Genomic DNA, 23,568 nt, shown 5'->3' on the forward strand with positions numbered 1-23,568 from the left:
CGATACCGCGGTGAATTCCCCAAATGTCGTTGCGACTGAAGGGGTTGAACGATGCTCCACATGCATTCCACGCCAGCGTCCCGACCACGCCCCCCGCGCGACGGGACCATGCCCATCCTGGTCGCGATCGACGCGGGCACGAAGCCGATCCCCTATGCGGCCGATGCGATCCGGTTGGCGCTCGGCGACCGCGCCACGGTCGAGGAATGCCAGGCACTGGCCGGGACGCTGGTCGACATCGTCCCGGTGCGCAACGCCGCCCTCGTGTGCGGCCCCTCCGACGCCGACGTCCACCTGCACCTGCTGATCGAGGGCTGGGCCTATCGCGCCCAAGGACTGCTCGACGGCGCGCGCCAGATTACCGACGTGCTGGTGCCGGGCGACATTTGCGACTGGGTGCCGCCGGCATCGAACGAAGAGATCCGGGCCAGCGGTCCGGCCCGCGTCGCGGTGCTGCGCCGGATGGTGGAGGGACATGACCTCCAGGCCCTTTCCGCGCGCCGGGAGCGCGCGATCATCGGCGATATCCGCCGGCTTCGCACGCAGGCGACCAGCCTGGGGCGACGCGATGCGCGCGGACGGGTCGCCTACGGCCTCGCGGACCTGCACCACCGCCTGGAGCGGGTCGGCTTGGCCAGGGGTGGCGCCTTCGCCTGCCCGTTGACCCAGGAACAGCTCGGCGATCTGCTCGGGCTGACCTCGGTCCATATCAATCGCGTCGTCCAGGGACTGCGCCGCGACGGCGTGCTGATCATCGGCAAGCGGCAGGTGACGATCCTCGACCGGGATCGGCTGCACGCCATCGCCGGCTGGCGGACGGATGAGGCCGACAGGACCGTGACCGACCGCCGATTGCCCATCCGGCCGCAGCAGGGCGGCCCCATGCCCTCGCCATCCGCCACCACGAACAGCCGAGGTCCGTCATGAGCCATGCCAAAGCCAAAGCCGAAGCCGAACCCGAAGCCGGGGTCGACACCGCCACCACCGCGTCGATGACGGTCGGCAAGCCCATCGCGGAGGTGCGCTCGCTCTGGCTGGAGCCCGACACCCAATCCCGCATCTGGTCGCATTTCGCCACCGTCCGCGCCCTGGACGACGGTACGGCGGAATGGACCGTGCCCGGCCTGACGGGCGGTGAGTATCGCTGGCGGACGGCAACCGTCGACGAGGCGCCGGACCGCCTGCGCTGGTCGACGCATGACGGGGCCGACGTGCCGAATGCCGGCGTGCTGACCTTCCGCCCCGCCCCCGGCGACCGGGGCACCGAGCTGCATCTCGCGGTTCGCTTCGATCCGCCGGGTGGCGTGGTCGGGCAAGCGCTCGCCAAGCTGTTCCATGTCGCCCCGCGCGAGATCGTGCGGACGGCGCTTTACCGGTTCCGGGCACTGGCGCTGACCGGCGAGATCCCCACGACCGACCCGCAGCCGGCCGCCCGCCACGGCGGCACGGACCGCTAAGGAGACATCATCATGCGCGCGCTATGCTGGAACGGCGTCAACGACCTTCGCGTGGAGACGGTCGCCGACCCGGAGATCCTCAATCCCAGTGACGTGATCCTGAAGGTGCGCCTGTCGACCACCTGCGGCTCCGACCTGCACCTGATCGACGGCTTGATCCCGACCATGCGCGCAGGCGACGTCCTGGGTCACGAATTCATGGGCGAAATCGTCGATGTCGGAGCGGCGGTCACGAAAGTGGCGAAGGGCGACCGGGTCGTCGTGCCGTCGTTCATTTCTTGTGGGCGATGCTGGTACTGCCAGCACGACCTCTATTCGCTGTGCGACACGAGCCATCCCAAGCCGGAGTTGCAGGAGCCGCTGCTCGGCTATCCGACCGCCGGTATCTATGCCTATTCGCATGCCTTTGGCGGCTATGCCGGCGCGCATGCCCAGTATGTCCGGGTGCCCTTCGCGAACACCGACTGTTTCAAGGTCCCCGACGGCGTCTCCGACGAGACGGCGCTGTTCATTTCCGACGCCGCCCCGACCGGCTTCATGGGCGCGGACTTCTGCGATATCCAGCCCGGCGACGTGATCGCGGTCTGGGGCTGTGGCGGGGTCGGACTGATGGCGCAGCAGAGCGCGATGGTGCTGGGCGCCGAGCGCGTGATCGCGATCGACCGCTATCCCGAACGGCTGGCGCAGGCGGAGGCGTTCGGCGCGATCCCGCTCGACTATACGAAGGTGGACGTGGTCGAGGCGCTCAGGGAGCTGACCGGCGGCCGGGGTCCGGACGCCTGTATCGACGCGGTCGGCATGGAAGCGGGCGGGACCGGGCTCCAGCAGGCCTATGACCGGGTCAAGCAGGCGCTGTACATGGAGACGGATCGGGGCACCGCGCTGCGCCAGGCGATGCTGGCGGTCCGCAAGGGTGGCATCCTGTCGATTCTGGGCGTCTACGGCGTGATGGATAAATTCCCGCTCGGCCTGCTGATGAACAAGGGCGTGACGGTCCGGACCGCGCAGCAGCACGGGCAAGCCTATGTTCCGCGCCTGCTGGACCATGCGCAGCGCGGCGAACTGACCCCCGCCTCCCTCGCCACGCACCGGTTTTCGCTGGAGGACGCCCCCAAAGGCTATGACATGTTCAAGCACAAGGAGGATGGCTGCCTGCGCGCCGTGTTCGCGCCCTGACTGCCGGTGGGGATTCGATCGGTCCGATTTACGAGGGGCGCACGTGGCGCGAAGGGTGGCCGGCGGGCGTGGCGCGGTCGTTGCGGGTGGCCACCGGGGGACGCCGTGAACCTATCCCGCGCACGTCACGGCCGGCGCCATATCTATTGCCGCGCATCCGGATCGACGTCCCGGATGACGTCCGGATGCGTGTCGGCGGCGGCGAAGCCTAGGGTGATGCGCAGTCCGGGTCGCGTATTGACGATCGCCAGCGACGCATCGAGCCGCGACGCGGCGGAGCGGACGATGGCCAGGCCCAGGCCGCTCCCCTCGCTGTCGCGCGCGGTGGAAAGGCGGGTGAAGCGTTCACCCAGACGGGCGAGGTCGGCATCGGGCAGGCCGGGGCCATCATCGGCCACGACGATCCTGGCCCCCTCCCCTTCGCCGGACGATACGGTCAGCACCACCCGACCCCCGCGGCGGTTGTAGCGGATCGCATTGTCGAGCAGGTTCGAAAGGATTTCGAACAGCAATGTGCGGTGGCTGGCGATCCCGATGCCGGCGGGTGCATCGAGATGGATGTCGACCCCCGCCTCGATCGCCTGCGCGATGCGGCGATTGATGACGGCGACCGCCACTTCGCGCAGGTCGACCCGCTCGCGCGGCGGCGCGCGCCCTGCCTCCTCGGCACGCGCCAGCGCCAGCAGCTGCGTCACCAGATGCTCCAGCCGATCGGCGGCATCGGCGATCTCGCCCAGCGCGCTCGGACTGCCGCGCCGTGCCAGCGCCACCTGGACCTTCAGCACCGCCAGCGGCGTGCGCATCTGGTGCGAGGCATCGGCGGTGAAGCGCCGCATGCCGGCCGTCGCGCTGTCCAACCGGGCGAGCAGATGGTCGAACGCATCGGCCAGCGGACGAAGCTCGGCCGGCAAGGGCCCGGTATCGAGCGGCGACAGGTCCGGCGTCGCACGCGTATCCCGGGCCGCCACCGCGCCCCGCAGGCCCGCCAGCGGCCGCAGGCTCCAGGCCAATGCCGGACGGATCAGAAACAGGGCGACGCCCACCAACAGGATCTCGCCCAGCACCAGGGCGATCACCAGCCGTCGTTGCAGCGCCCGGCGACCGTCGAGCGTTTCGGCCACCTGCACGATCACCGGGGCGTCGATCCGGGGCAGCGCGCGGCGCACCTCGGCGATGCGGATCTCCTGGTCGCGATAGCGGGCGAAGCGGAAGCGCGGCGTATCGAGCGCCAGCTCCGCGATCTCGGGTGGAGACAGGTCGGCATAGCCAGTGAGCAGCCGCTTCCCCACCGCGATCCGATAATAGACATTGTCGCGTTCGCTGTTCTCCAGCATCCCGAACGCGGCGGCCGGCAGATCGAGCGTCACCGCGCCGCGCTCCACCTGCACCGTTTCGGCCACCGCGCCCAAGGCGCCGCCCAGCACGCGGTCGTTGGTGCGGCGAACCACGTCGGCGATCAGCGTTGCGCCCGCCAGTCCCAGCAGCACCGCGATCGCCAGCATCGGCGCCAGCATCGCCGCGAGCAGCCGGGTTCGTAGCGCCAGGGCACGTCCTCTCGCGCGCCTAATGGGCATCGAGCATATAGCCGACGCCGCGCACCGTCCGGATCGCCGGGCCATCGGGGGCCAGCTTGCCGCGCAGTCGCGTGATGTTCACCTCGATCGCATTGGGGCCGACCGGCTCGTCATAGCCGAACACCTCGGATTGCAGCGTCTCGCGCGGCACGATCTGCCCGGCGCGGGTCGCCAGCGCGTCGAGCACCGCCCATTCGCGGCGACGCAGGTCCAGCGTCCGCGCCCCCACCCTTGCCGCGCCGCGCGAGCGGTCGAGGACCAGCGCCCCGACCACCAGCTCGGGTGTCGGATCGCCGCCACGCCGACGTCCCAGCGCCCGGATACGCGCCTCCAGTTCCTCCGGCGCGAACGGCTTTCGCAGATAATCGTCCGCGCCCAGATCGAGCCCCCGCACCCGGTCGTCCAGCGCGTCGCGCGCGGTCAGCATCAGCACCGGCACCCGGTTTCCCTGTCGGCGCAAGGTCTGGAGGACCGAGAAGCCGTCGGTCCCGGGCAGTCCGACATCGAGCACGACCAGTGCATAAGCCTCGCCCGCCGCGACCATAAGCGCGTCCTCGCCGGTCGCGACATGATCGACCGCATGGCCGGCCGCGCGCAACAGCGCGACGATCCCGCGCGCCAGCGCCGCATCGTCCTCGACGATCAGAATCCGCATGATGCGGCGGGTCCGTGAAAGGCGGATGACAGCTTGCGGTCATAATCCATGTCCTTGAGCTTACCCGAACCCAGAGGCGGGAAGCGAGAGGAGCTGAACGATGCGCACCCGAATTCTGTCGATGCTGATGCTGGGCGCCGTCGCAGCCGGCCAGGCCGATGCGCAGCGCCCGGCCGGTTATCCCCGCTCCTATGACGCGCTCGTCGCCGAGGCGCGGAACGAGCGCATGGTGCGCGTCTACGGCAATGCCGACACCGCCGCGCTGCGATCGTTGGTCGCGGCGTTCCGCCGGACCTATCCCGGCGTCGCGGTGCGCTACGACGATCTGGAGTCCAGCACCATCTACGACCGCGTCGTCGCCGAGGCGCGCGCCGGCGCGGCCGGAGCCGACCTGGTCTGGTCCTCCGCCATGGACCTGCAGGCCAAGCTCATCAACGACGGCTATGCGCAAGGGTATCTCAGCCCCGAAAAGCCCGCGCTGCCGGCCACGGCGATCTGGAAGAACATGGGATATGGCGTCACCGCCGAGCCGGTCGCCTTCGTCCTCAATCGCCGCCTGATCCCGGCCGCGCAGGTGCCGCGCACGCACGAGGCGTTCGAACGGCTGCTGCGCGCCCGTCGCGCCGAACTCACGGGCAGGGTCGCGACCTACGACCCAGCGCAGTCCAATGTCGGCTATCTCTATCTGACCGAGGATCATGCGATCACCCGCGACACCCGGTCGCTGGTGCAGGCGATCGCGGCGACGCGACCGATGCTCGCACGCACGACCGAGCCGATGTTGGACGCGGTCTCGGCGGGGCGCATCGCGATCGCCTATAACGTCGTCGGCCCCTATGCGCTGACGCGCGCGATGCGCGACCCGCGGCTGCACGTCGTCTTCCCGCGCGACTATACGATCGTCGCCTCGCGGGTCGCCTTCATCGCCCGCGACGCCCGGCATCCGGCGGCCGCGCGGCTATTCCTCGATTTCCTGCTGTCGCGCACCGGGCAGACGCTGCTCGCGAAGCAATGGCTGTTGCCGGTGCGCGCCGATGTCCGGGCCCCCCGGCTGTCGCCCGAACAGCAACGCCCGATCCGGGTCGGGCCGCAGCTTCTCGTCAATCTCGACACGATCAAGCGCCGCCGCTTCCTGGTCGATTGGCGCGCCACCCTTGCCCAAGAGGTTCCCAAGCGATGATCCCGATCCGAACCGCCTCCGCGCTGATCGCGCTGCTGGCCGCCACCCCCGCCCTGGCCCAGACGCCCAGCAGCGACGAGCTGGCCGCCCTCGTCCGCCAGCAGGCCGCCGAGATCGCGACCCTGCGCGCTCGGCTCGACCGGCTGGAAGGCGTCGCGAGCGCATCCCCCGCCGCCACCGCACCCGCACCCGCCGCCCCCAGTCCTTCCGGCACCCCCATGCCGACGCCGCCTGCGCCGCAATTGGCGCAAAGCGATCCGGCGTCGCGCGGCACCGTCACCCGTCCCTTCGCGCCGCAACTCGTGCCCCCCGGCCCCGCCGAGCGCGATGTGACCCAGGCGCGACAGGCCAATGCGGCGGGCGTGACGACCGAGTGGGGCGCTGGCCTGCCCGTCTTCCACTCGGCCGACGGCATCTACACCTTCAAGCCGCGCGGCCGCATCCTGACCGATGTCAGCTCGACCTTCGGATCGCGCTACAACGGACGCAACATCACCACCACCGGCATGCGCGCGCTGCGCCTCGGCCTGGAAGGCGGGGTCGGCACCCACTTCTTCTACCAATTCGAATCCGACTTTTCGGAAAACGAGGTCGATATCGTCACCGCCTTCATCGGCTGGCGCAATCGCATCCGGCCGGGTCTGGATTATGATCTGCGCGCCGGCCACCTGTTCAACGATCGCGGCTTCGAGGGATCGACGGGCTCGGACTCGACGCCGTTCATGGAGCGGACCGTCGTCTCCACCGCGATCATCCCGCAGCGCGGCTTCTACGGCGTCGGCATCATGCCGCGCCTGTTCTGGAAGACGGGCCATGCCTCGTTGACCGTGACCGGCGACCGGATCGACGGCAACCAGGCGACCAACGACAGCCGCACCGTGCTGGGCCGCGCGCACTGGAACCCGGTCAAGAACGACCGGTCCGTCCTGCATGTCGGCCTCTGGGGGTTCGACGAGGCCCTGTCCTCCGCCGCGACCACGCTGACCCGCAACACCGTGATCGGCGGCCGTTTCAACGGGGCGCTTCGCGTCTCGACCGGCACGCTGCTCGGCGGACGCAGCACCACCGGATACGGCGCGGAGCTGGGCGGCTATGTCGGCCCGGTCTGGGTGATGGCCGAGGCGGGCGAGCGCCGTGCGCGGCTGACCGGCGACCGGCCCGACTTCCTCAGCAAGGCGTGGAGCCTGTCCGGCGGCTGGTTCCTCACCGGCGATCTGCCGCCGTACAACCCGCGCCTGGGCAGCTTCGGCCAGCCGCGAGTGCTGAAACCGATCTTCGAGGGCGGGCCGGGCGCGATCGAGCTGACCGCCCGCTACGAGGATCTCGACTATACCAACCTGCCGACCGGCGGGCGCGGCTGGGCCGCGACGGCGGGCGTCAACTGGTACCTCAACAGCTTCACCCGGCTCCAGTTCAACTGGGTGCACTGGGACACCGACAATCGCGCCGGCGCCTTCATCGGTCCCGACGACGGCGAGACCATCGGCACCCGCCTCGCCGTCACCTTCTAAACGCATTCCTCCCCTTTCGGAGCATCCTTCGATGGACCTTGCCCTGCTTGGCTTCCTGATGGTCGCCACCTTCATGACGCTCATCATGACGAAGCGGATGACGCCGCTGGTCGCGCTGATCGTCGTGCCGACCGCGTTCGCGCTGATCGCCGGCTTCGCCTCGGGCCTCGGCGACATGATGATCGACGGCATCAAGAACCTCGCGCCGACCGGCGTGATGCTGCTCTTTGCGATCCTGTTCTTCTCGATCATGACCGATACCGGGCTGTTCGACCCGCTGGTGAACCGGCTGCTGCGCGTGGTGCATGGCGATCCGCTGGCGATCCTGATCGGCACGGTGGTACTGTGCGCCCTTGTCAGCCTGGATGGCGACGGGTCGACGACCTACATCATCACCATCGCCGCGCTGCTGCCGCTCTACAAGCGGTTCGACATGAACCGGCTGTACCTGTGCTGCCTGCTCATGAGCACCAGCGGCATCATGAACCTGACCCCCTGGGGCGGGCCGACCGCGCGCGCCGCCAGCGCGCTGAAGCTCGACCCGGCGACGCTGTTCCTGCCGCTGATTCCTGGCATGATCGCGGGCCTCGCCTTTCTGATCGGCCTGGCGATCTGGTTCGGCCGCAAGGAGCGACGCCGCATCGGCCATGTGAAGGCCAGCGAGCCCACCGCCTTCACCGGCATGGCCGTGTCCCAATTCCCGGAGGCGCGCCGCCCACGCCTGCGCTGGTTCAACGCCGCGCTGACCCTCATGCTGATCGGCGGGCTTGTGTCGGGCATCCTGCCGCTGTCGGTGCTGATGATGCTGGCCTTCGCGGTGGCGATGATCGTCAACTATCCGCAGGTCGCCGAGCAGAAGGAACGGATCGCCGCCCATGCCGGCAACGTCCTGTCGGTCGTCTCGCTGATCTTCGCGGCCGGCATCTTCACGGGCATCCTGTCGGGCACCGGCATGGTCGAGGCGATGAGCAAGCAAGTGGTCGGCTTCATCCCGCCAGTGCTGGGGCCGTACATGGCGCCGATCACCGCGCTGCTCAGCCTGCCCTTCACCTTCTTCATCTCCAACGACGCCTTCTATTTCGGAATGCTGCCGATCCTGGCGGAGGCGGGCGGGCATTACGGCGTGTCGCCGATGGCGATCGCCCGCGCCTCGCTGATGGGCCAGCCGGTCCATCTGCTCAGCCCGCTGGTTCCCTCGACCTATCTGCTGGTCAGCCTGGCGGGGATCGACCTGGCCGATCACCAGCGCTTCACGCTGGTTCCCGCCGCCGTGGTGTGCGTGGTCATGACGCTGGTCGGGATGGCGGTGCTCGCCTTCCCGCTGATGGGCTGATCCGATGGCACTGCTCTGGCAGCATATCGTCACCGATTTTTCCGCCATCGGCTCGCCCGCCGCGCTGGCCGCCTTCGTCCAGGTCGTCCTGATCGACGTCCTGCTCGCCGCCGACAACGCCATCGTGGTCGGCGCGCTGGCGGCCGGATTGCCTGCGGCGATGCGGCGCAACGTGATCCTGGTCGGCGTCGTCGCCGCCCTGGTCCTGCGCATCGGCTTCGCGCTGGTCGTCACGCAATTGCTCCAGATCGTCGGGCTGGTGCTGGCGGGTGGCCTGTTGCTGGTCTGGGTGGCGTGGAAGATGGGACGGGAGCTGCGTGCCGGTTCGGCGGCGGACGAACCGCTCGCCGCGCCAGCGCCGCGCCGCTTCTGGTCGGCGGCCTGGGCGGTCGCGGTGGCCGACGTGTCGATGAGCCTCGACAATGTCCTGGCCGTCGCGGGTGCGGCGCGCGACCATCCGGGCATCCTCGCCATCGGCCTCATCCTGTCGGTCGCCTTGATGGGTCTAGCCGCCAACGTGCTCGCACGCGTGATCGAGCGCTATCGCTGGCTCGCCTATGTCGGCCTGCTCGTCATCCTGTGGGTCGCGGGCAAGATGATCTGGGAAGGGCTGACCGATCCCGTGCGCGGCGTCCTGACCCTGTTCGCCTGACCCATTCCCCTTTCCACGTCACTTCCAGGGAAACCTCGCCATGATCCGCAACGCGCTCCCCTTGATCCTGCTGCCCGCGATGGGATGCGACGGACAGCTCTGGGCCCGGCAAGTGATCGACCTGAGCGACGTCACCCATCCCATGCTGGGCGACCTGACCGTCGACGATACGCTGGAGGCGATGGCCGCGCGCGTGCTGGCGCACGCCCCGCCGCGCTTCGCCGTCGCCGGCGTCAGCCTGGGCGGCTATGTGGCGCTGGAGATCATCCGCCAGGCACCCGGGCGGGTGGAGAGGGTGGCGCTGTTCGGTACCCGGGCCTCGATGCAGATGCGTCCTCGAACGGTCGCGGAACAGGGCATGCTCGCCACCGCGCCCCATGCCGATCCCCTGCTGACCCCGATCGTCAGCGGTCCCGTCCAGGCGATGGCCGAGCGCGTCGGCGCGGCGGTGTTCGAGCGCCAGCAACGCGCGCTGCTCGCCCGGCCCGACATCGCTCCCGCCATCGCCGCCGTCCATGGCCCGACGCTGGTCGCCGTGGGTGACCGCGACCGCATCTGCCTGCCCGCGGACGCCCGTGCGCTCGCCGACCGAATCCCAGGCGCGCGCTTCCACGAGATCCGCAATTGCGGGCACCTGGCCCCGATCGAGCGTCCCGGAGAGGTCACCATGCTCTTGCGCGGCTGGTTGCAGGGCTGACCCGTTCAGGAGCGGAATGCCGGCGTCGCAGCGCCACGGGCGGTCCGCCCCGCGATCCATTTGCGCTGCCGTGCCGCCGCCCGCTAATGCCCCCCGCAGAGGAGTTTCGCATGACATCAGCGCCGGTCGCCATCCTGTACCAGGCCCTGCCGCCACCGGTGATCAACGGGCTGCGGAAAGACGCGAAGCCGGGCGGCTACTCCGATGGCGGTGCCGATATCGCCTACGCCCTGCGAACGGCAGGTGTCGATGTCGTCACGCCGATGACGTCGCCGGCCCCCGGCATCGCCCTTGACTGGGTGTTCCCGGACACCGCCGAAGGTCTCCGCCGGGCCGGCGCCGGCGGAGCAACCATCCTGTGGGCGAACACGGTCTTGTTCGAAGGTCACCCCCTCGACGCGGTACTCACCGACTACCAAGTCGTGGGACAGCTGCCCGCCGCCATGCAGGCGTTCGACGACAAGTTCGAAACGAACCGCCTGCTGGCCAAGGCGGGTCTGCCCGTCGCGTCATCGTTTCTACTGTCGGGCGCGGCACAGGAAAATGTCTGTTCGCTAGCCGAGGTCGAACGGGCCTTGTCAGACCGGGGCATGTCCTTTCCGATGATCGTCAAACCGGTGCGTGGACGCGGCAGCCAGGGCGTAACCCTGGTCGACGATCTCGGCGCGTTGCGCGAGGCCGCAGCCGCACTGATCGAGGCCGCCACGTTCGGCGACATGTTGATGGTAGAGGAATTCCTGGAGGGTGACGAGATGACGATCACGGTTCTGCCCCCCGCCTCGCCGCGCCCCGATGGGGTACGATCCCACCGGCACTGGGCATTGCGACCCGTCTATCGTTTCGACCAGCGCGGCGGCGTGGCCCCCTATAATGGCGACGTGCCGGTCACCGCCAACAGCCAAGCGATCGAGGCCGAGCGCCTCCACGATCCCGAAATTGCGGCGATGATCGATCATTGCGTGGCGGCCGCCGCGTTGGTCGATGCCCGCGCAGCGATCCGGATCGACTGCCGGGCCGATCGACATGGCTCGTTCAAGCTGTTCGATCTCAACATGAAACCGAACATGACCGGTCCGGGACGCCCCGGTCGGGACGATCAGGATTGCCTGTCCGCGATCGCCGCGCGCGCCGATGGTTGGCGCTATGTCGACCTTTTGCAGGCGATGCTTGCCGCCCCGTGGAGCCTGGGTTCGCCGGTCACGGCCTGACGATGGATGGTCGCGTCTGGGCGGAGCGGTCCAGCCGCTTCGACGCGCCATGCCCACATGCGGTCGCCTGCCCGTTCTCGGGCTTCCGCCGTTCGGCCGGCCGGCGATGCCACGCTACCGGAAGGAGGCGCCAGGCCTTTATCGCGCGGCGAGCGCGTCCAGCGTGCCGGTGACCCGTTCCCGCAGCGCGGGCTCGCGCGTGATCTCGAGCATCGCGGTGAGGCTGGCGCGGGCGGCCGCCACGTCATCGTCGAGAAGCTCGAGCCGGGCGCGCTCCCACCAGGGATGCGGATAGTCTGGCGCGACCGCCGTCATCCGGCTGTAGAGCACCAGCGCCCGTCGACCTTGGCCAGCCTGCTCTGCGCGGGTCGCTTGATTGAGCAGCAGCCGAACGAGGATCGCCCGGTTCGGCATGGCCGCGACGTGCCGCACCGCTGCCGACACGCCGCCGTTCGCCGCCGAGAGCAACGCGGTGATCTCGTCGATCCCCACGCGTACGCCGCCGCGGAACGGATCGATGATCACGGGCGTGGCCTCATGTCCGACCATCACGAGCACATGCCCCGGCAGGTTCAGGATCTCGGCGGACCAGCCGATGCGTCGTGCAGCGGCAACGTACAGGATCGACAGGCTGATCGGCAAGCCGCGCAGCCGGTCGACGACGCGGATCAGGTCGGCATTGTCAGGATCGTCATAGGTCTGCCGGTCCCCCACGAAGCCGAATTCCCCGGCCAGCACCTGCGCGAGGCAGGCGGCACGCTCCGACCCATCGGCGGCATCGGCGCCGACCTCGCCCAGGCGCGACGCGATGTCGGAAAGCACATCCTCATAGGGGCCGAGGTCGATCGCATCGTGATCGAGCCGCGCCAGCATCAGCGCGGCCTCGTCCAGGACGATGTCGTCATCGTCCACCAGGCCCAGCTCTTCAAGATTGTCCATGTCGCCCAACATGGTGTTCGCTTGCGGCCGTGCAAAGATGCGCATCGGGGTCGCCGTTGAACCAACGCAGCCGCAGCCGTGCCACGACTGCCGACCGTCATCGGTCTCGGTGCCATTCCGGAGGCGGGCCCAGGGCATGTCGCCGTTCGAGCGGCGTGCGGACCAAGCGACCAGCGGCACCGCCCGCCACAAAAGGTATGTCATGGGTATTGACCCAGGCATGATATTGGTAAACCATACCATTTATCGTCATGACGGTAAGGATCGTGCGGCGATAAATAGGGGATCATTATGAAATTGCGGCAATCCGTCTCGCTCTTCGCATTGGGTGGCGCGTTGGCGATAGCAGTACCAGCAACAGCGCAGCAGACCAGCGATGCGGACACGACAGACCAGTTGGCGGGGAGCGCGGCCGCAGCAACGTCGTCCGGCGACAGCCCCTCCATCGACCAGGAACGCGCCGCCAGCTCGGCCGCACGCGGTGCCGCGATCGCCGGTGTGGCGGCCTCCACCGATCAGTCTGGCGATGGTGGCGAGGTCATTGTCACCGGTACCCGCATCCAGCGGCCGAACATCGCCTCCGCGGCGCCGGTCACCTCGGTCACGGCGGCCGACATCCGGGCGCAGGCTCCGGTCAACGTCGAAGAGGTGCTCAACCGGCTGCCGCAGATTTCACCCGACAACCAGCAGACCTATCAGGACTCCGACGGTCGACAGCGCATCAAGCTGCGCAGCTTGGGCTTTGAGCGCACGCTCGTCCTGATCGACGGCAAGCGCCTGGGGACACAGAACGGGCAGGACACCAACATCATCCCCGTGTCGCTGCTGGAGCGCGTCGATATCCTGACCGGTGGTGCCTCGTCGGTCTATGGATCGGACGCGGTGGCTGGCGTGGTCAACTTCATCCTGCGACCCGATTTCGATGGCGTGCGGATCGACGCCAACTACAATTTCTACAATCACGACAACAAAGCCAACATCGTCACGCCGGTCGCCGAGGCCAGCGGGTTCACGCCCCGCCTGGGCCAGGTGAACGACGGCGGCCGCACGGACGTCACGTTGACGGTCGGCAAGCGGCTGTTCGACGGAACCCTGAACCTATCGGGCTTCGTCAACTACAAACATGCCGACCTGATCCCCTATGACGCGCGGTCCACCTCGGCCTGCCAGCTGGTGCAGGCCGCGAAGGATGGCCCGCTGTCCTGCTCGTTGTCGACCTATTCGACCAGCGGCTACATCTCGCCGCTGTCAGGCGCGAACAGCGGGCGTGCTTATGTCAACGACCCAGCCGGGTCGCGCACCTTCGTTCCCTATGGCGTCGGCGCGGGCAACGCGGCCAATCCCTATGACGGCTATTCCTACCAGCGCCAGCTCAACCGCGTGAACGCCGGCGGCTTCGTCACGCTGAAGCTGGCGCCGGAATATGAGATCTACGGCTCCGCCTTGTGGTTCCGCGACAAGTCGATCAACCGCTATCCGACGCGCGTGTTCGCGGCCGCCAATTACGATGCCGGGCAGTATCTGGTGAACTGCGACAACCCCTTCCTGTCCGCCGGCCAGCGCACCACGCTGTGCGGCGCGGCGAGCAGCGGGCTGGTCCCGCTCGATGTCCGCTACCGCTTCAGCGGCCTGCCGTATCAGGTCGACAGCTATGTCAACAAAGGCATCCGGGCGACCGGCGGCATCCGCGGCAAGGTCGGCGATGCCTGGACCTATGATCTGGGCGGGGTGTACGCACGCAACCAGCAGGACTGGAACTCGTCGCGCCTCCTGAACTACACCGCCGTCAACCGGTCGCTGAACGTCGTCGCGGTCAACGGCACCCCGACCTGCGTTTCGCGGATCGATGGCAGCGATCCCAACTGCGTGCCCTTCGATGCGTTCAGCGCCGGCAACAACAATCAGGCCTTGCTGGACTATCTGTCGCAGGGCGTCGGCCCGGCGATCCAGACCACGGTCGGCATCCTCTATGACGTGCAGGCGAACGTCACTGGCGATCTGGGCAAATACGGGATCACCTCGCCCTTCGCGAACGACGGCGTCGCCATCGCGCTGGGCACCGAGTTCCGGAAGGATCGGCAATTCTCCTCCGCCACCGCGGGCTTCCGCGAGGATTATGGCGGTTCCGACTCCGATCTGAGCCAGCATGTCTGGGAGGCGAACGCCGAGGTCCAGCTGCCGCTGGTGCAGGACCGGCCGTTCGCCCACCTGGTCCAGGCGAACGTCGCCGGCCGCGTGTCCAAGTACAGCTCCAACCCGTCGACGTTCACGACGTGGAAGCTGGAAGGGCTGTATGCCCCGGTATCGGACCTCACCGTCCGCGCCTCGTTCAACAAGGCGCAGCGTGCGCCGACCGTGGTGGAGGCGTACCAGGCCAGCAACATCAGCTATACCCGGCAGGGCGGGTCGCAGAACGACTTCTGCGCTCCGACCGTCACCACCAATCCGCAGACCGGCGCGGTGACCTATGGCACGCCGGTCGCCTCGCGGGAGGTCTGCCGCGCCACCGGTCTCGCCGATGCCCTGTACGGCAGCACGACGCTGCTCTGCCCGGACAATCAGTGCACCGTCCGCTCCGGCGGCTTCACCGCCGATCCGGAAACCGCCTATACGCAGACCTATGGCCTGGTGCTCAAGCCCAGTTTCCTGCGTGGCCTGACCTTCTCGGTCGACCGTTACCGCATCAAGATCAACAACTCGCTCGGGTATAACGACTATACCTACTATACCGACGGCTGCCAGCGCTCCAACGGCGATCCGTTCTTCTGTTCGGGCATCGTCCGCGCGGCGAACGGCACCCTCTATGCCCCCCTCAACAGCAACGCGACCAGCGGGTTCATCCGGCAGGGGACGACCAACTATTACTTCTCGATCGCGCGCGGCTGGGACTTCCAGGGCAATTACGCGCTCGGTCTGGGCGGTGCGGGACGACTCGATTTCGACTTCAACGGCACGCGCACGACCTTCGCCGGCGGCCAGGATGCGCCGGATCAGCCGCAACGCAATTGCACGGGCTATTTCGGCAACGGTTGCAGCCAGTTGCTCCCCAAATGGGCGCATACGCTGCGAACCACCTATACCCTGCCCGACAATGCGTTCAGCGCGTCGTTCAACTGGCGGTACACCGGTTCCTTGACCAGCGCCAACAACTCCGGGGATCCGGCGATCGGCGGCACGCCGGATCGCGCGCAGACCACCTTCTACTATATCGGCGCGCAGAGCTATTTCGACCTGGCCCTGACCTTCAACATCGCGCAGCGCTTCAGCCTGCGCCTGATCGCCAACAACCTGTTCGACAAGAACCCACCGATCCTGGCGAACTCGTACAATATCAGCTTGGCCCGGTCGAACACGATCCCCCAGCGCTACGATAGCTTGGGGCGCAACCTGGCCGTCAGCACCACGATCCAGTTCTAAGGATATTTCGGGGCAGGGCGGCACAAGGCCCCCTGCCCCTTTTTGTTACGACACGGCAGGCCATGATACGCCCTGGTCATGCGGCGGTGGCGAACGGGCAGCCGCGAAACCCCGGGGCATGGCGCGGCGCGGCGCCACGCCCGCCGATTCACGGCCTTTTCCCGGTATTGCAGCGCCCGCCATCGGCTTGTCGAAGCAGCACGGCGGCTGAAGCACCGCTTGGCGGCGGGGCGGACGGCCGGATTGAGGGTGATCGCTTCGCGCGAAGCGCAAGGCGGCGGGCCGCGCGGCGCGCCACGCGAGATCACGCCGCAAGAATTCGCCACGCTCGGTCGAAAACCATATCCCCGGTTAGGGTCGGCCCGCGATGTAGATAACGCTGTTAAGGCAGGCGGAACCGCCATCCAAACGCAGCGGTTCGTCGATCATGCCATTGTATTCTCTCGCTTTTTTAGACAATACCGGACATATTGTCGCTCGTCGCAAGGTGAAGGCGCATTGCGTCTCCACGGCATTGGGTCAGGCCAATCGCCACTTGTGCAAGATCTTGAAAGGCGCACGCCGCGCGATGTTCGAACCATCCGGCCGGATGGATGTGCTGGACGAACAGAACAGACCCGTGGCGCGCGTCTATTGCGCGGATGCTCTCCACGCGATCTCCTGACGGCCGCGATGTCCGATACAGGCGCGCAACCGGCCGCGATGACCGTGGCTCTCCACCCTCTTCCGCAACCCCTGCCAGATCCGCCCGGCATCCCGGAACCCGTGGACGTTCTCTATCCAGGAACGCTGCACGTCGTGGTGGATGCGACGGACGTGGTCCGTGGCATCTTCCGGATCCGCGAAACGATACCGGTCGCAGCGGCCGGAGAATTGGTGCTGCTCTATCCGAAGTGGCTCCCCGGCTTCCATGCGCCCCAGGCGCCGATCGAACTGTTCGCCGGCCTTCGGGTGACGGCGGGTGACAGGGCGCTACGCTGGAAACGGCATCCGGTCACCGTCAACGCCTTCACGATCGACGTGCCGCCAGACAGCGACACGATCATTGCGGAATTCCAGTTCCTCTCCCCCACCGACCCGTCGCAGGGACGAGTGCTCTGCTCCGCCGATATGCTGTGCCTGCCCTGGCACACAACGGTTCTCTATCCCGCCGGCCACTTCGCCCGACGCATCATGGTGGATGCGGAATTGCGTCTGCCGCAGGGCTGGAAGGCCGCGTGCGCCTTGGAGATGCGGACGCAGGACGCGGGCAGCATCACCGTCGAACGCACCAGCTTGGACGTGCTGGTCGACTCGCCGGTTCTGGCCGGCCGTCACGTCCGCCGTGTAGCGATAAGCGACCGGGTGGCCCTGACCATCGTTGCCGATCAGCCCCATTTCCTGGAGGCCAGCGACGCGCAGCTTGCACGACATCGCGCCGTGGTGGAGCAGGCCGACCGGCTGTTCCGCTCGCAACCATTCGACCGGTTCGAGATGCTGCTGGGGCTCAGCGATAACCTGACCGGGGTCGGGATCGAACATCATCGATCGTTCGAGGCGATCAGCCTGCCGGACTATTTCACCGGCTGGGAGGCCAATTTCGCCCGACGCGACACGATCCCACATGAATATGTGCATAGCTGGAACGGCAAGCACCGACGCGGTCAGGACTCCTGGACGCCCTGCTTCGAAAAGCCGATCCGCAACAGCCTGATGTGGGTCTATGAAGGCCTGACCCAATATTGGACCTATGTGCTGTGCGCTCGGTCCGGGCTATGGACGACGGAGCAGACGCTTCAAGCTCTGGCCTTCACTGCGGCGCGCTACGATGTCCGGCCGGGCAGCCGCTGGCGGCCCACCATCGACACGACGCGTGACCCGATCATCGCCGCGCGGGCCCCGCTGCCTTGGCCGAGCTGGCAAAGGAGCGAGGATTATTACGCGGAGGGCGCGTTGCTCTGGCTTGACGTCGATACGCGTCTGCGGGCCGCGTCGAAGGGTGTCGTGTCGCTCGATGACTTTGCCCGCCGTTTCTTTGCCGCGGTGCCGGGCGATTGGTCGACCCACACCTATGCCGCCGAGGAGATCGTCGAGACGCTCGGCGCCCTGGTTCCGTTCGACTGGCACGGCTTCCTGACGGAGCAGCTCACGACCACCCATGCGGGCGCGCCCCTCGACGGCTTGGCGCGGGGCGGCTACCGACTGGTCTATCGCGACTGGCCGAGCGACTATCAGCAATCGTTCGAGCGGGTGTTCGACATCACCGACCTGAGCCATGCCATCGGCTTGATCGTACAGCCTGATGGCAAGGTGGCGGACGTGTTGTGGGACGGGCCGGCATTCGACGCCGGGGTCACGGCAGGATCGCGGATCGTGGCGATCAACGACCGGGCCTTTTCCATCGCACTGCTCTGTCAAGCGGTGCGTGAAGGCGCCACCGAATTGACGCTCCGCACCGGCACAAGGGTCCGTCGCGCCGCGCTCGCCGCGACGCAGGGTTTGCGCTTCCCCCATCTGGAACCGACCAGTCAGGATGTCAGGCTGCTGGACGCGATCCTGCGTGCAGTGCCTTATCCCTAGCTCCAGCGCGGCTTCTGATCAGGTGGGATCATCGGCACGGCGGCGATCGCGGTGCGAGGGAGGGCGCGCGGAGGGAGCATTGCCCGAACAAAGTAACCGGCAGGCAACGCCGCCCCGGATCGAACGCGCCCCGCCCCGCCCCGCCCGCCCCTTTCAACCGCAGCGCGACGACGGCGGTTCAACCTGATCAAAACCGCTCTGGAATGTCCGCCTCGCGCAGGATGTCGGCCAGCCGCCGCCCGGCGAGGCACCCCGTCACAGGGAAGTCCGTTCAGACAGGCCGCCTGGCGAGTTCCCTAGTCGGGGATCACGCGGCCGGTCGCCCGCGTCACACGCTCGATAGTGATGGGCTTCTCGAACCGGTCCACCTGCGCGAAGCGCGGCGGGTACGACCATCTCGCCACGCAAATCCACGCCGGGAATGGCTGCCGTCGACAGGCACATCGACCTTGATGACGGTAGTCGCGCCCGCAAGCATGCCGAGCGGCTGCACGACCGTCGCGCCGGCATCGGTAAGTGCGGTTGCGAGTGCGTGGGCGAGCACATGCTCGTCCTCGACGGTAAGCATGCGGCAACCGCAAAGCGTCTGATCGGGCATGATCAAACCCCTTCAGCAGGCGCAGCAGAGACGGGAATGGAAATGGTGCAATGGACACCGTCCGGTCCGAGCACGTAGCGGGTCTGGGCACCCAATTGATAAGGCAGGGCCTTCTCGATCAATTCGCGGCCCTGGCCGCTGCCGCTGGGCCGGGATCCGAACGGAGGCATCGCCACGCCGCTCTCCCGCCAGTCGACATGAAGACGGGGGCCGCCAGCGTCTTCATCCGACACGAGACGCCAGGTCACCGCCAGTCGCCCGTCAGCCTGCCCCAGCGCCCCGTATTTGACCGCGTTCGTGGCCAATTCGTGCAGCGCCATCGCGAGCGTCTGCACCATGGAGGAGCGAAGGCGCACGCCTTTCGGCCCCTCCAGACGGACCCGATTGCCACCATTGCCCATGGCGGCCAATTCAGTCTCGACCAATTCGTCAAAGGTGACCCGGTCATGCTCGTTCAACCGGGACAAGAGGCCCTGCACACGCGACAGCGCCTGCAGCCGGTCGCGGAAGTCGGAAAGGTCGACGCTGGTCCGCGCCGTCTTGTCGGCCATGGAGCGGACCACGCCCATGATGTTGCGCGTTCGGTGCTGGAGTTCGGCGACGAGCACCTGTTGACGCTCCTGAAGGCTGCGCAGATCGTCCACGTCCGTCGAGGTGCCGAGCCATTCTATGATCCCGCCCGCCCCGTCGCGGATCGGGGTCGCCCGCGTCTGGAACCACCGGTACTGACCCGGCTGATGCGCGGCGATGCGATAGTCCGCCTCGAAACGTCCCTGGTTCAAAGCCTGTGACCATGCTGCCCGAGCCGCGTCGCGGTCGTCTCGATGGATGCATTCGAGCCAGCCCCAGCCGCGACTATCCTTTTCGCTCTGGCCGGTGAACTCGGTCCATTGCGGGCTTGCCCAGGTCCACTGGCCGGTTTGGCTGGCCCGCCATACCAATTGCGGCACGCCTTCGATCAACGCTCTCTGGCGTTCCTCGCTATCGCGCAACGCCGTTTCGCCACGCAGCCGCTCCGCCGCTTCCCAGGTCCGTTCCGTCACGTCTTCGACCAGGGCTATCTCGGCATGCGTCCAGCCACGCGGTAGGGTGCTGACGACGCCGAGCGCGAAGAGCGGATTGCCGTCCCGACGCAACGGCCGCGACAATAGCGCACCCACCCCCATGGAGGCGAGGGCGACCTTGTCGGCGTCGGTGAGGACGGCGTCACGCGCCGTGTCCTCGAAGACCAAGGTCCTCTCGAAGGTCTGCCGCCCAGCTTCCGGAAAATCCGAAAAGCGGAGCGTGGTCGGCAGCGGCGTCAATCCGGGCGCGCGTACCTCATAGACGACGTTGGTCAGATCGGCGGCCGGATTGTGCCTGGTCGCATAGGCCCGGTCGACCCGCAACTCGTCGGCAAGCATTTGGACGGCGCGGGCGATGAGCGCCGCTTCCGTCCGCTCCGAACGCACCGCGTCGGTGAAGCGGAGCAGAAATGCCTGCCGCTCCTCGCTGGCCTGGAGCTCCGCGTCCGTGCGCTTGCGCTCGCTTATATCACTGTAGAGTACGGCAAAACGGTCCCCGCCGCGCGGAAAGGCGTTGATGCGGAGCCAGCGGTCGACATGGGAGAAATAATGTTCCTCGACGACCGACTGCCCGCTCTCGACGACGCGTGCATAGGTCTCGACGTACCAGGCGCTGCGGTTGGGGAACACTTCCTTGGCAAGCCGTCCTCGCAATGTCTCGGGCTTGATGCCAGCGTGCCGCACCACGGCCGGATTCACTTCGACATAGCGAAAATCCACCGCATGTCCGACCGCGTCTCGCACGAGTTCGCAAAGCGCGAACCCCTCGTCCATCTCTTCGAACAGCGAACGAAACCTCTCCTCGCTCTCGCCGAGCGACGACCGTTCGGCGGCGGCTTCGTCGAGGGCCGAGATCATCTGGTACGCGGCCGCGGAAAACCGGGCCAGGCTCTGCAGGACACGCGCATCTTCGGCATCGAACCGCCCCTCGGGCGTGTGCTTGACTGCCCAGAGCGTCCCGGCGGCCTTGCCCTTCACATGCCAGGGCGCGAGCAGGTTCTCGTAGATGCGTGGCTCGACGCTGCGGAGAGCGGGAAAGAACCGCTCCGCTTCCTTGAACAACAGGACGCAGTCCCGTTCGATCACTGTCCCGCACGGGCTCGCCTCGGTGGGCACGGTGCCATGAAGGTGCGGCGCAAACGCGCCGGCGGCGGCGTGCCAGCGGAGCTCGTCGGTTGCCCCCTGGGGCTCCAGGATGCTGATGCCAGCGGACTCCGCATGACACAACTCCATGGCCAGCTCGGCGCATTTCTGCAGCACCCCGGCGGGATTGGTCGCCATTTCCTGGGCCAGAAGTCCGAGCGCGTGGCTCTCTCTTTCATGGTTTTTCGCGCGGGCGGGTCGGTTCGCCAGTTCGGCCGTGATCAGGACGTCATCGACCTTCGCGGGGGGGGACTGGAATGACGGTGCTGGTCATTGCCGCATCCTAGAACCGCTCGAAACCCTGCGGAATACCCAGAAGATCATGAATCCAAACGAGAATAGACGCGACCGGACGCGCCGGCTCGCGATGCGCCGGGGTCACGGCGCCCTCGCCCCGGCCAGCCCCGGCGCGATCCGGTCATCGGGCCGCCGGCCATCACCGCCCTTCGGACGAACGGCTGGCGAGCCCGACCGGCCCTACGTCCCGCGACCGGCATATCGGGTCAGCGTCTGGCGGATGCTGCCCGGCCGGGCGGCGTCTCCCGCTTCGTTGACCGGATGCGCGATCGTCCCCTTGCCGCCGCCCAGCGAGATCGTGGTCACATGGGATATGCGCACGCCCGGCGTGTCGGGCACCTCCACCGCGCTGGCAAGCACGATCGACGGATCGGCGGTGAAATTGGCATAGACCCCCACGCCCACCGCTTCGTGCCGGCAGACGTGATCGGCGACCTTATAGGCCGCCCATCCGCGCGGCGAGTCCGCCCGCCAGGCACGCTGGCTGGGCGGATCGTACGGCAGTTCGTTCTGATAGAAGAAGGTCCGCCCATCCTCGCCGTTCCATAGCGTCTGCCAACCCTGGAAATGCTCGACGAACAGGCCGTAGCAGGTGAGGTGGTCGCCATTGACGACCAGGCCGTGGGTCGCCCGGCTCTCGTCCCAGCCGACATGGACCCGGCCGCTGTCGCGATCGCCATGGTCGGCGCGCCAAATCCAGAGGTGGTCGCCGATGACGTGGTGGCTGTTGATCTCCAGGCAGGTTGCGGCATTCCCTATGGCTGCCCCGCCGACGCGGAAGAAGAGGTCGGCGAGCAGCGTCGGATTGGCCCGATGATCGCCATCCGCACCGCGTGGCCCGACCTGCGCCAGCATCGGCGAGGCCTGCGGCCCCGCATCGATCAGCAGTCCGGCGATCGTCACCCCGGGCACGTCGGCGATCGTCAGCGCCGCCGATCCGCCCTCGGCCAGCAAGGTCGCCAGTCCCAGGCCAAGCACAACCGTATCGGCCCGCAGCACCCGTAGCGGCTCGCGCAGCCGGTATATGCCCGGCGTAAGCAGGAGATGTCGGCCGGCCGCGAGCGCGCGATTGATCGTCGCGACCGGCGTCGTCGGATCGGCGATCAGCACCTCGTTGAGGGGCAGGTGGCGTCCGGCAGGGGGCTGGTCCCACGACACGCCCGCCACGTCGCGCCGCAGCGCGGGGACGAAGATGGTCCATGCGCCCCCCGGCCCGACGCACAGGAACGGCTTCTCGCGGATCACCGGAACGGTCCCCAGCGTCGTATAGGGCGGTGTCGGGAAGCGCGACGCGGGGGCGCCCGCGACGCCCATGAACATCATGTTCCAGTTCGATCCTTCCCAGCCACCCATATGGCTGTTGCGGGTGAACCATTGCTGCTGCGTGCCGGACCGGATCGTGCCGTCGACCCGGCAGTCCGCCATGAAGCCGCCGCTCGACCAGCCGCCATCGTCCAGCGCCAGGTCGCCAGCCAGGTGGATACGGCGATACGGAGCCGCTTGCGACACGGCCCAGCGATCAGCGCCATCGGGCGGGCGTATCGTCAGGTTCTCCGCGCCGCGCCAGAAATTGACCAGGGCCATGCCGTTCGCCCAATCCGCCTCGGCATGGACATGGCCGGTCACGGTCACGTCGCCCGGCCTGGCGCCCATCCCCGCGACCTGGGTGAAGAAGCCGACATTGATGTCGAGTCGATGGTTGCCTGGCTTGAGCAGGATCGCACGGCGCCTGTCGGTGAAATGCGCGCGTTCCTGCTCCTTGAACCAGCGGGCGATGATCGCCTGCGCACCCGGCGCGCCGGGATCGACGACGAGGACGTTGGGCCCCAGATCGGGATCGCGGCCGGCTGCGACCGGCGTCGATCGGGCGACCGCACCGATCCCGATCGCGGCCATGCCGGCGACCATCCCGCGACGCGTCGTCGTCTTCATCCCGGCCTCTCCTGCGTCGCGCCGCCGCATCGATGGTCCTCCTTGTCCTGGCCCGATCGCCACGACCATTCTCCGGCGGAGAATGCGAACGCATGACGGGCGCGCGCATACATGCCCCTGTTCCCAGGCGCATGCATGGAAAATCGAAGCGCAGCCGTGACGTCGCGGAGACGGTG

Annotated in this window: 17 protein-coding genes; 11 read left to right on the plus strand and 6 right to left on the minus strand. The window is 67.7% G+C overall.

Annotated elements, in window-relative coordinates:
• Positions 1–108: 108 nt before the first annotated feature.
• From GGQ96_RS00450 to GGQ96_RS00460, 3 genes are read left to right on the plus strand one after another with little or no spacing between them, the layout of a single operon-like run.
• Positions 109–927, plus strand: a complete 819-nt coding sequence (locus tag GGQ96_RS00450; protein ID WP_184110534.1) for a Crp/Fnr family transcriptional regulator — start codon at positions 109–111, stop codon at positions 925–927.
• A complete protein-coding gene (locus tag GGQ96_RS00455; RefSeq protein ID WP_184110536.1) occupies positions 924–1,457 on the plus strand; it encodes an SRPBCC family protein in 534 nt (177 codons plus the stop codon). The genes GGQ96_RS00450 and GGQ96_RS00455 overlap by 4 nt, the downstream gene beginning before the upstream one ends.
• A gap of 12 nt (positions 1,458–1,469) precedes the next feature.
• Entirely contained in the window at positions 1,470–2,633 is a 1,164-nt protein-coding gene (locus GGQ96_RS00460) for a zinc-dependent alcohol dehydrogenase (protein ID WP_184110538.1), read from the plus strand.
• A 143-nt stretch (positions 2,634–2,776) separates the two neighbouring features.
• On the opposite strand, the gene GGQ96_RS00465 is transcribed toward GGQ96_RS00460, so the two are convergent.
• Positions 2,777–4,207, minus strand: a complete 1,431-nt coding sequence (locus GGQ96_RS00465) for a sensor histidine kinase (RefSeq protein ID WP_184110540.1) — start codon at positions 4,205–4,207, stop codon at positions 2,777–2,779.
• Positions 4,197–4,862 (minus strand): response regulator, encoded by a 666-nt coding sequence (locus GGQ96_RS00470; protein WP_184110542.1) that lies wholly within the window; start codon positions 4,860–4,862, stop codon positions 4,197–4,199. The genes GGQ96_RS00465 and GGQ96_RS00470 overlap by 11 nt, the downstream gene beginning before the upstream one ends.
• Before the next feature lie 100 nt (positions 4,863–4,962).
• Between GGQ96_RS00470 and GGQ96_RS00475 the strand changes: the two genes are divergently transcribed.
• From GGQ96_RS00475 to GGQ96_RS00500, 6 genes are all read left to right on the plus strand, one after another.
• On the plus strand, positions 4,963–6,042 hold the full coding sequence (locus GGQ96_RS00475) for an ABC transporter substrate-binding protein (RefSeq protein ID WP_184110544.1): 1,080 nt from the start codon (positions 4,963–4,965) through the stop codon (positions 6,040–6,042).
• Positions 6,039–7,553, plus strand: a complete 1,515-nt coding sequence (locus tag GGQ96_RS00480) for an OprO/OprP family phosphate-selective porin (protein WP_184110546.1) — start codon at positions 6,039–6,041, stop codon at positions 7,551–7,553. Before GGQ96_RS00475 ends, GGQ96_RS00480 begins: the two co-directional genes overlap by 4 nt.
• A 31-nt stretch (positions 7,554–7,584) precedes the next feature.
• Positions 7,585–8,886, plus strand: coding sequence for a CitMHS family transporter (locus tag GGQ96_RS00485; RefSeq protein ID WP_184110548.1), 1,302 nt, complete (start codon positions 7,585–7,587; stop codon positions 8,884–8,886).
• Positions 8,887–8,890: 4 nt separating this feature from the next.
• Positions 8,891–9,538: a YjbE family putative metal transport protein gene (locus GGQ96_RS00490; protein WP_184110550.1), complete on the plus strand. Its 648-nt coding sequence runs from the start codon at positions 8,891–8,893 to the stop codon at positions 9,536–9,538.
• Between the two features lie 40 nt (positions 9,539–9,578).
• On the plus strand, positions 9,579–10,235 hold the full coding sequence (locus tag GGQ96_RS00495) for an alpha/beta fold hydrolase (RefSeq protein ID WP_184110552.1): 657 nt from the start codon (positions 9,579–9,581) through the stop codon (positions 10,233–10,235).
• 158 nt (positions 10,236–10,393) lie between these two features.
• The gene (locus GGQ96_RS00500) at positions 10,394–11,443 is read left to right on the plus strand and encodes an ATP-binding protein (protein WP_343058876.1); all 1,050 of its coding nucleotides are present in this window, start codon (positions 10,394–10,396) and stop codon (positions 11,441–11,443) included.
• Between the two features lie 138 nt (positions 11,444–11,581).
• On the opposite strand, the gene GGQ96_RS00505 is transcribed toward GGQ96_RS00500, so the two are convergent.
• On the minus strand, positions 11,582–12,427 hold the full coding sequence (locus GGQ96_RS00505; protein WP_246359983.1) for a SirB1 family protein: 846 nt from the start codon (positions 12,425–12,427) through the stop codon (positions 11,582–11,584).
• A gap of 246 nt (positions 12,428–12,673) precedes the next feature.
• On the opposite strand from GGQ96_RS00505, the gene GGQ96_RS00510 reads away from it, so the two are divergent.
• Positions 12,674–15,799: a TonB-dependent receptor domain-containing protein gene (locus GGQ96_RS00510; RefSeq protein WP_184110554.1), complete on the plus strand. Its 3,126-nt coding sequence runs from the start codon at positions 12,674–12,676 to the stop codon at positions 15,797–15,799.
• 249 nt (positions 15,800–16,048) lie between these two features.
• Complete coding sequence (locus GGQ96_RS00515; RefSeq protein ID WP_184110556.1) at positions 16,049–18,358, plus strand: M61 family metallopeptidase; 2,310 nt, start codon at positions 16,049–16,051, stop codon at positions 18,356–18,358.
• Between the two features lie 328 nt (positions 18,359–18,686).
• Here GGQ96_RS00515 and GGQ96_RS00520 read toward each other — a convergent pair whose 3' ends face one another.
• The 3 genes from GGQ96_RS00520 to GGQ96_RS00530 all read right to left on the minus strand — a co-directional run bounded on the left by GGQ96_RS00520 (position 18,687) and on the right by GGQ96_RS00530 (position 23,392).
• Positions 18,687–18,956, minus strand: a complete 270-nt coding sequence (locus GGQ96_RS00520; protein WP_184110558.1) for a hypothetical protein — start codon at positions 18,954–18,956, stop codon at positions 18,687–18,689.
• Positions 18,957–18,958: 2 nt separating this feature from the next.
• Positions 18,959–21,301: a PAS domain-containing sensor histidine kinase gene (locus GGQ96_RS00525; RefSeq protein WP_184110560.1), complete on the minus strand. Its 2,343-nt coding sequence runs from the start codon at positions 21,299–21,301 to the stop codon at positions 18,959–18,961.
• Between the two features lie 339 nt (positions 21,302–21,640).
• Positions 21,641–23,392, minus strand: coding sequence for an adenylyl cyclase (locus GGQ96_RS00530; RefSeq protein ID WP_246359984.1), 1,752 nt, complete (start codon positions 23,390–23,392; stop codon positions 21,641–21,643).
• Positions 23,393–23,568 lie beyond the last annotated feature (176 nt).

This window comes from Sphingomonas abaci (genome assembly GCF_014199625.1).
Lineage (GTDB): Bacteria > Pseudomonadota > Alphaproteobacteria > Sphingomonadales > Sphingomonadaceae > Sphingomonas > Sphingomonas abaci.

Bases quoted from the DNA above. Each gene is read 5' to 3' on its own strand.
- GGQ96_RS00460 (WP_184110538.1), top strand. From the start codon at position 1,470: ATGCGCGCGCTATGCTGGAACGGCGTCAACGACCTTCGCGTGGAGACG.
- GGQ96_RS00520 (WP_184110558.1), bottom strand. From the start codon at position 18,956: ATGCCCGATCAGACGCTTTGCGGTTGCCGCATGCTTACCGTCGAGGAC.
- GGQ96_RS00470 (WP_184110542.1), bottom strand. From the start codon at position 4,862: ATGCGGATTCTGATCGTCGAGGACGATGCGGCGCTGGCGCGCGGGATC.
- GGQ96_RS00495 (WP_184110552.1), top strand. From the start codon at position 9,579: ATGATCCGCAACGCGCTCCCCTTGATCCTGCTGCCCGCGATGGGATGC.
- GGQ96_RS00510 (WP_184110554.1), top strand. From the start codon at position 12,674: ATGAAATTGCGGCAATCCGTCTCGCTCTTCGCATTGGGTGGCGCGTTG.
- GGQ96_RS00480 (WP_184110546.1), top strand. From the start codon at position 6,039: ATGATCCCGATCCGAACCGCCTCCGCGCTGATCGCGCTGCTGGCCGCC.
- GGQ96_RS00450 (WP_184110534.1), top strand. From the start codon at position 109: ATGCCCATCCTGGTCGCGATCGACGCGGGCACGAAGCCGATCCCCTAT.
- GGQ96_RS00455 (WP_184110536.1), top strand. From the start codon at position 924: ATGAGCCATGCCAAAGCCAAAGCCGAAGCCGAACCCGAAGCCGGGGTC.
- GGQ96_RS00530 (WP_246359984.1), bottom strand. From the start codon at position 23,392: ATGAAGACGACGACGCGTCGCGGGATGGTCGCCGGCATGGCCGCGATC.
- GGQ96_RS00465 (WP_184110540.1), bottom strand. From the start codon at position 4,207: ATGCCCATTAGGCGCGCGAGAGGACGTGCCCTGGCGCTACGAACCCGG.
- GGQ96_RS00485 (WP_184110548.1), top strand. From the start codon at position 7,585: ATGGACCTTGCCCTGCTTGGCTTCCTGATGGTCGCCACCTTCATGACG.
- GGQ96_RS00505 (WP_246359983.1), bottom strand. From the start codon at position 12,427: ATGCGCATCTTTGCACGGCCGCAAGCGAACACCATGTTGGGCGACATG.
- GGQ96_RS00475 (WP_184110544.1), top strand. From the start codon at position 4,963: ATGCGCACCCGAATTCTGTCGATGCTGATGCTGGGCGCCGTCGCAGCC.
- GGQ96_RS00525 (WP_184110560.1), bottom strand. From the start codon at position 21,301: ATGGCGACCAATCCCGCCGGGGTGCTGCAGAAATGCGCCGAGCTGGCC.
- GGQ96_RS00490 (WP_184110550.1), top strand. From the start codon at position 8,891: ATGGCACTGCTCTGGCAGCATATCGTCACCGATTTTTCCGCCATCGGC.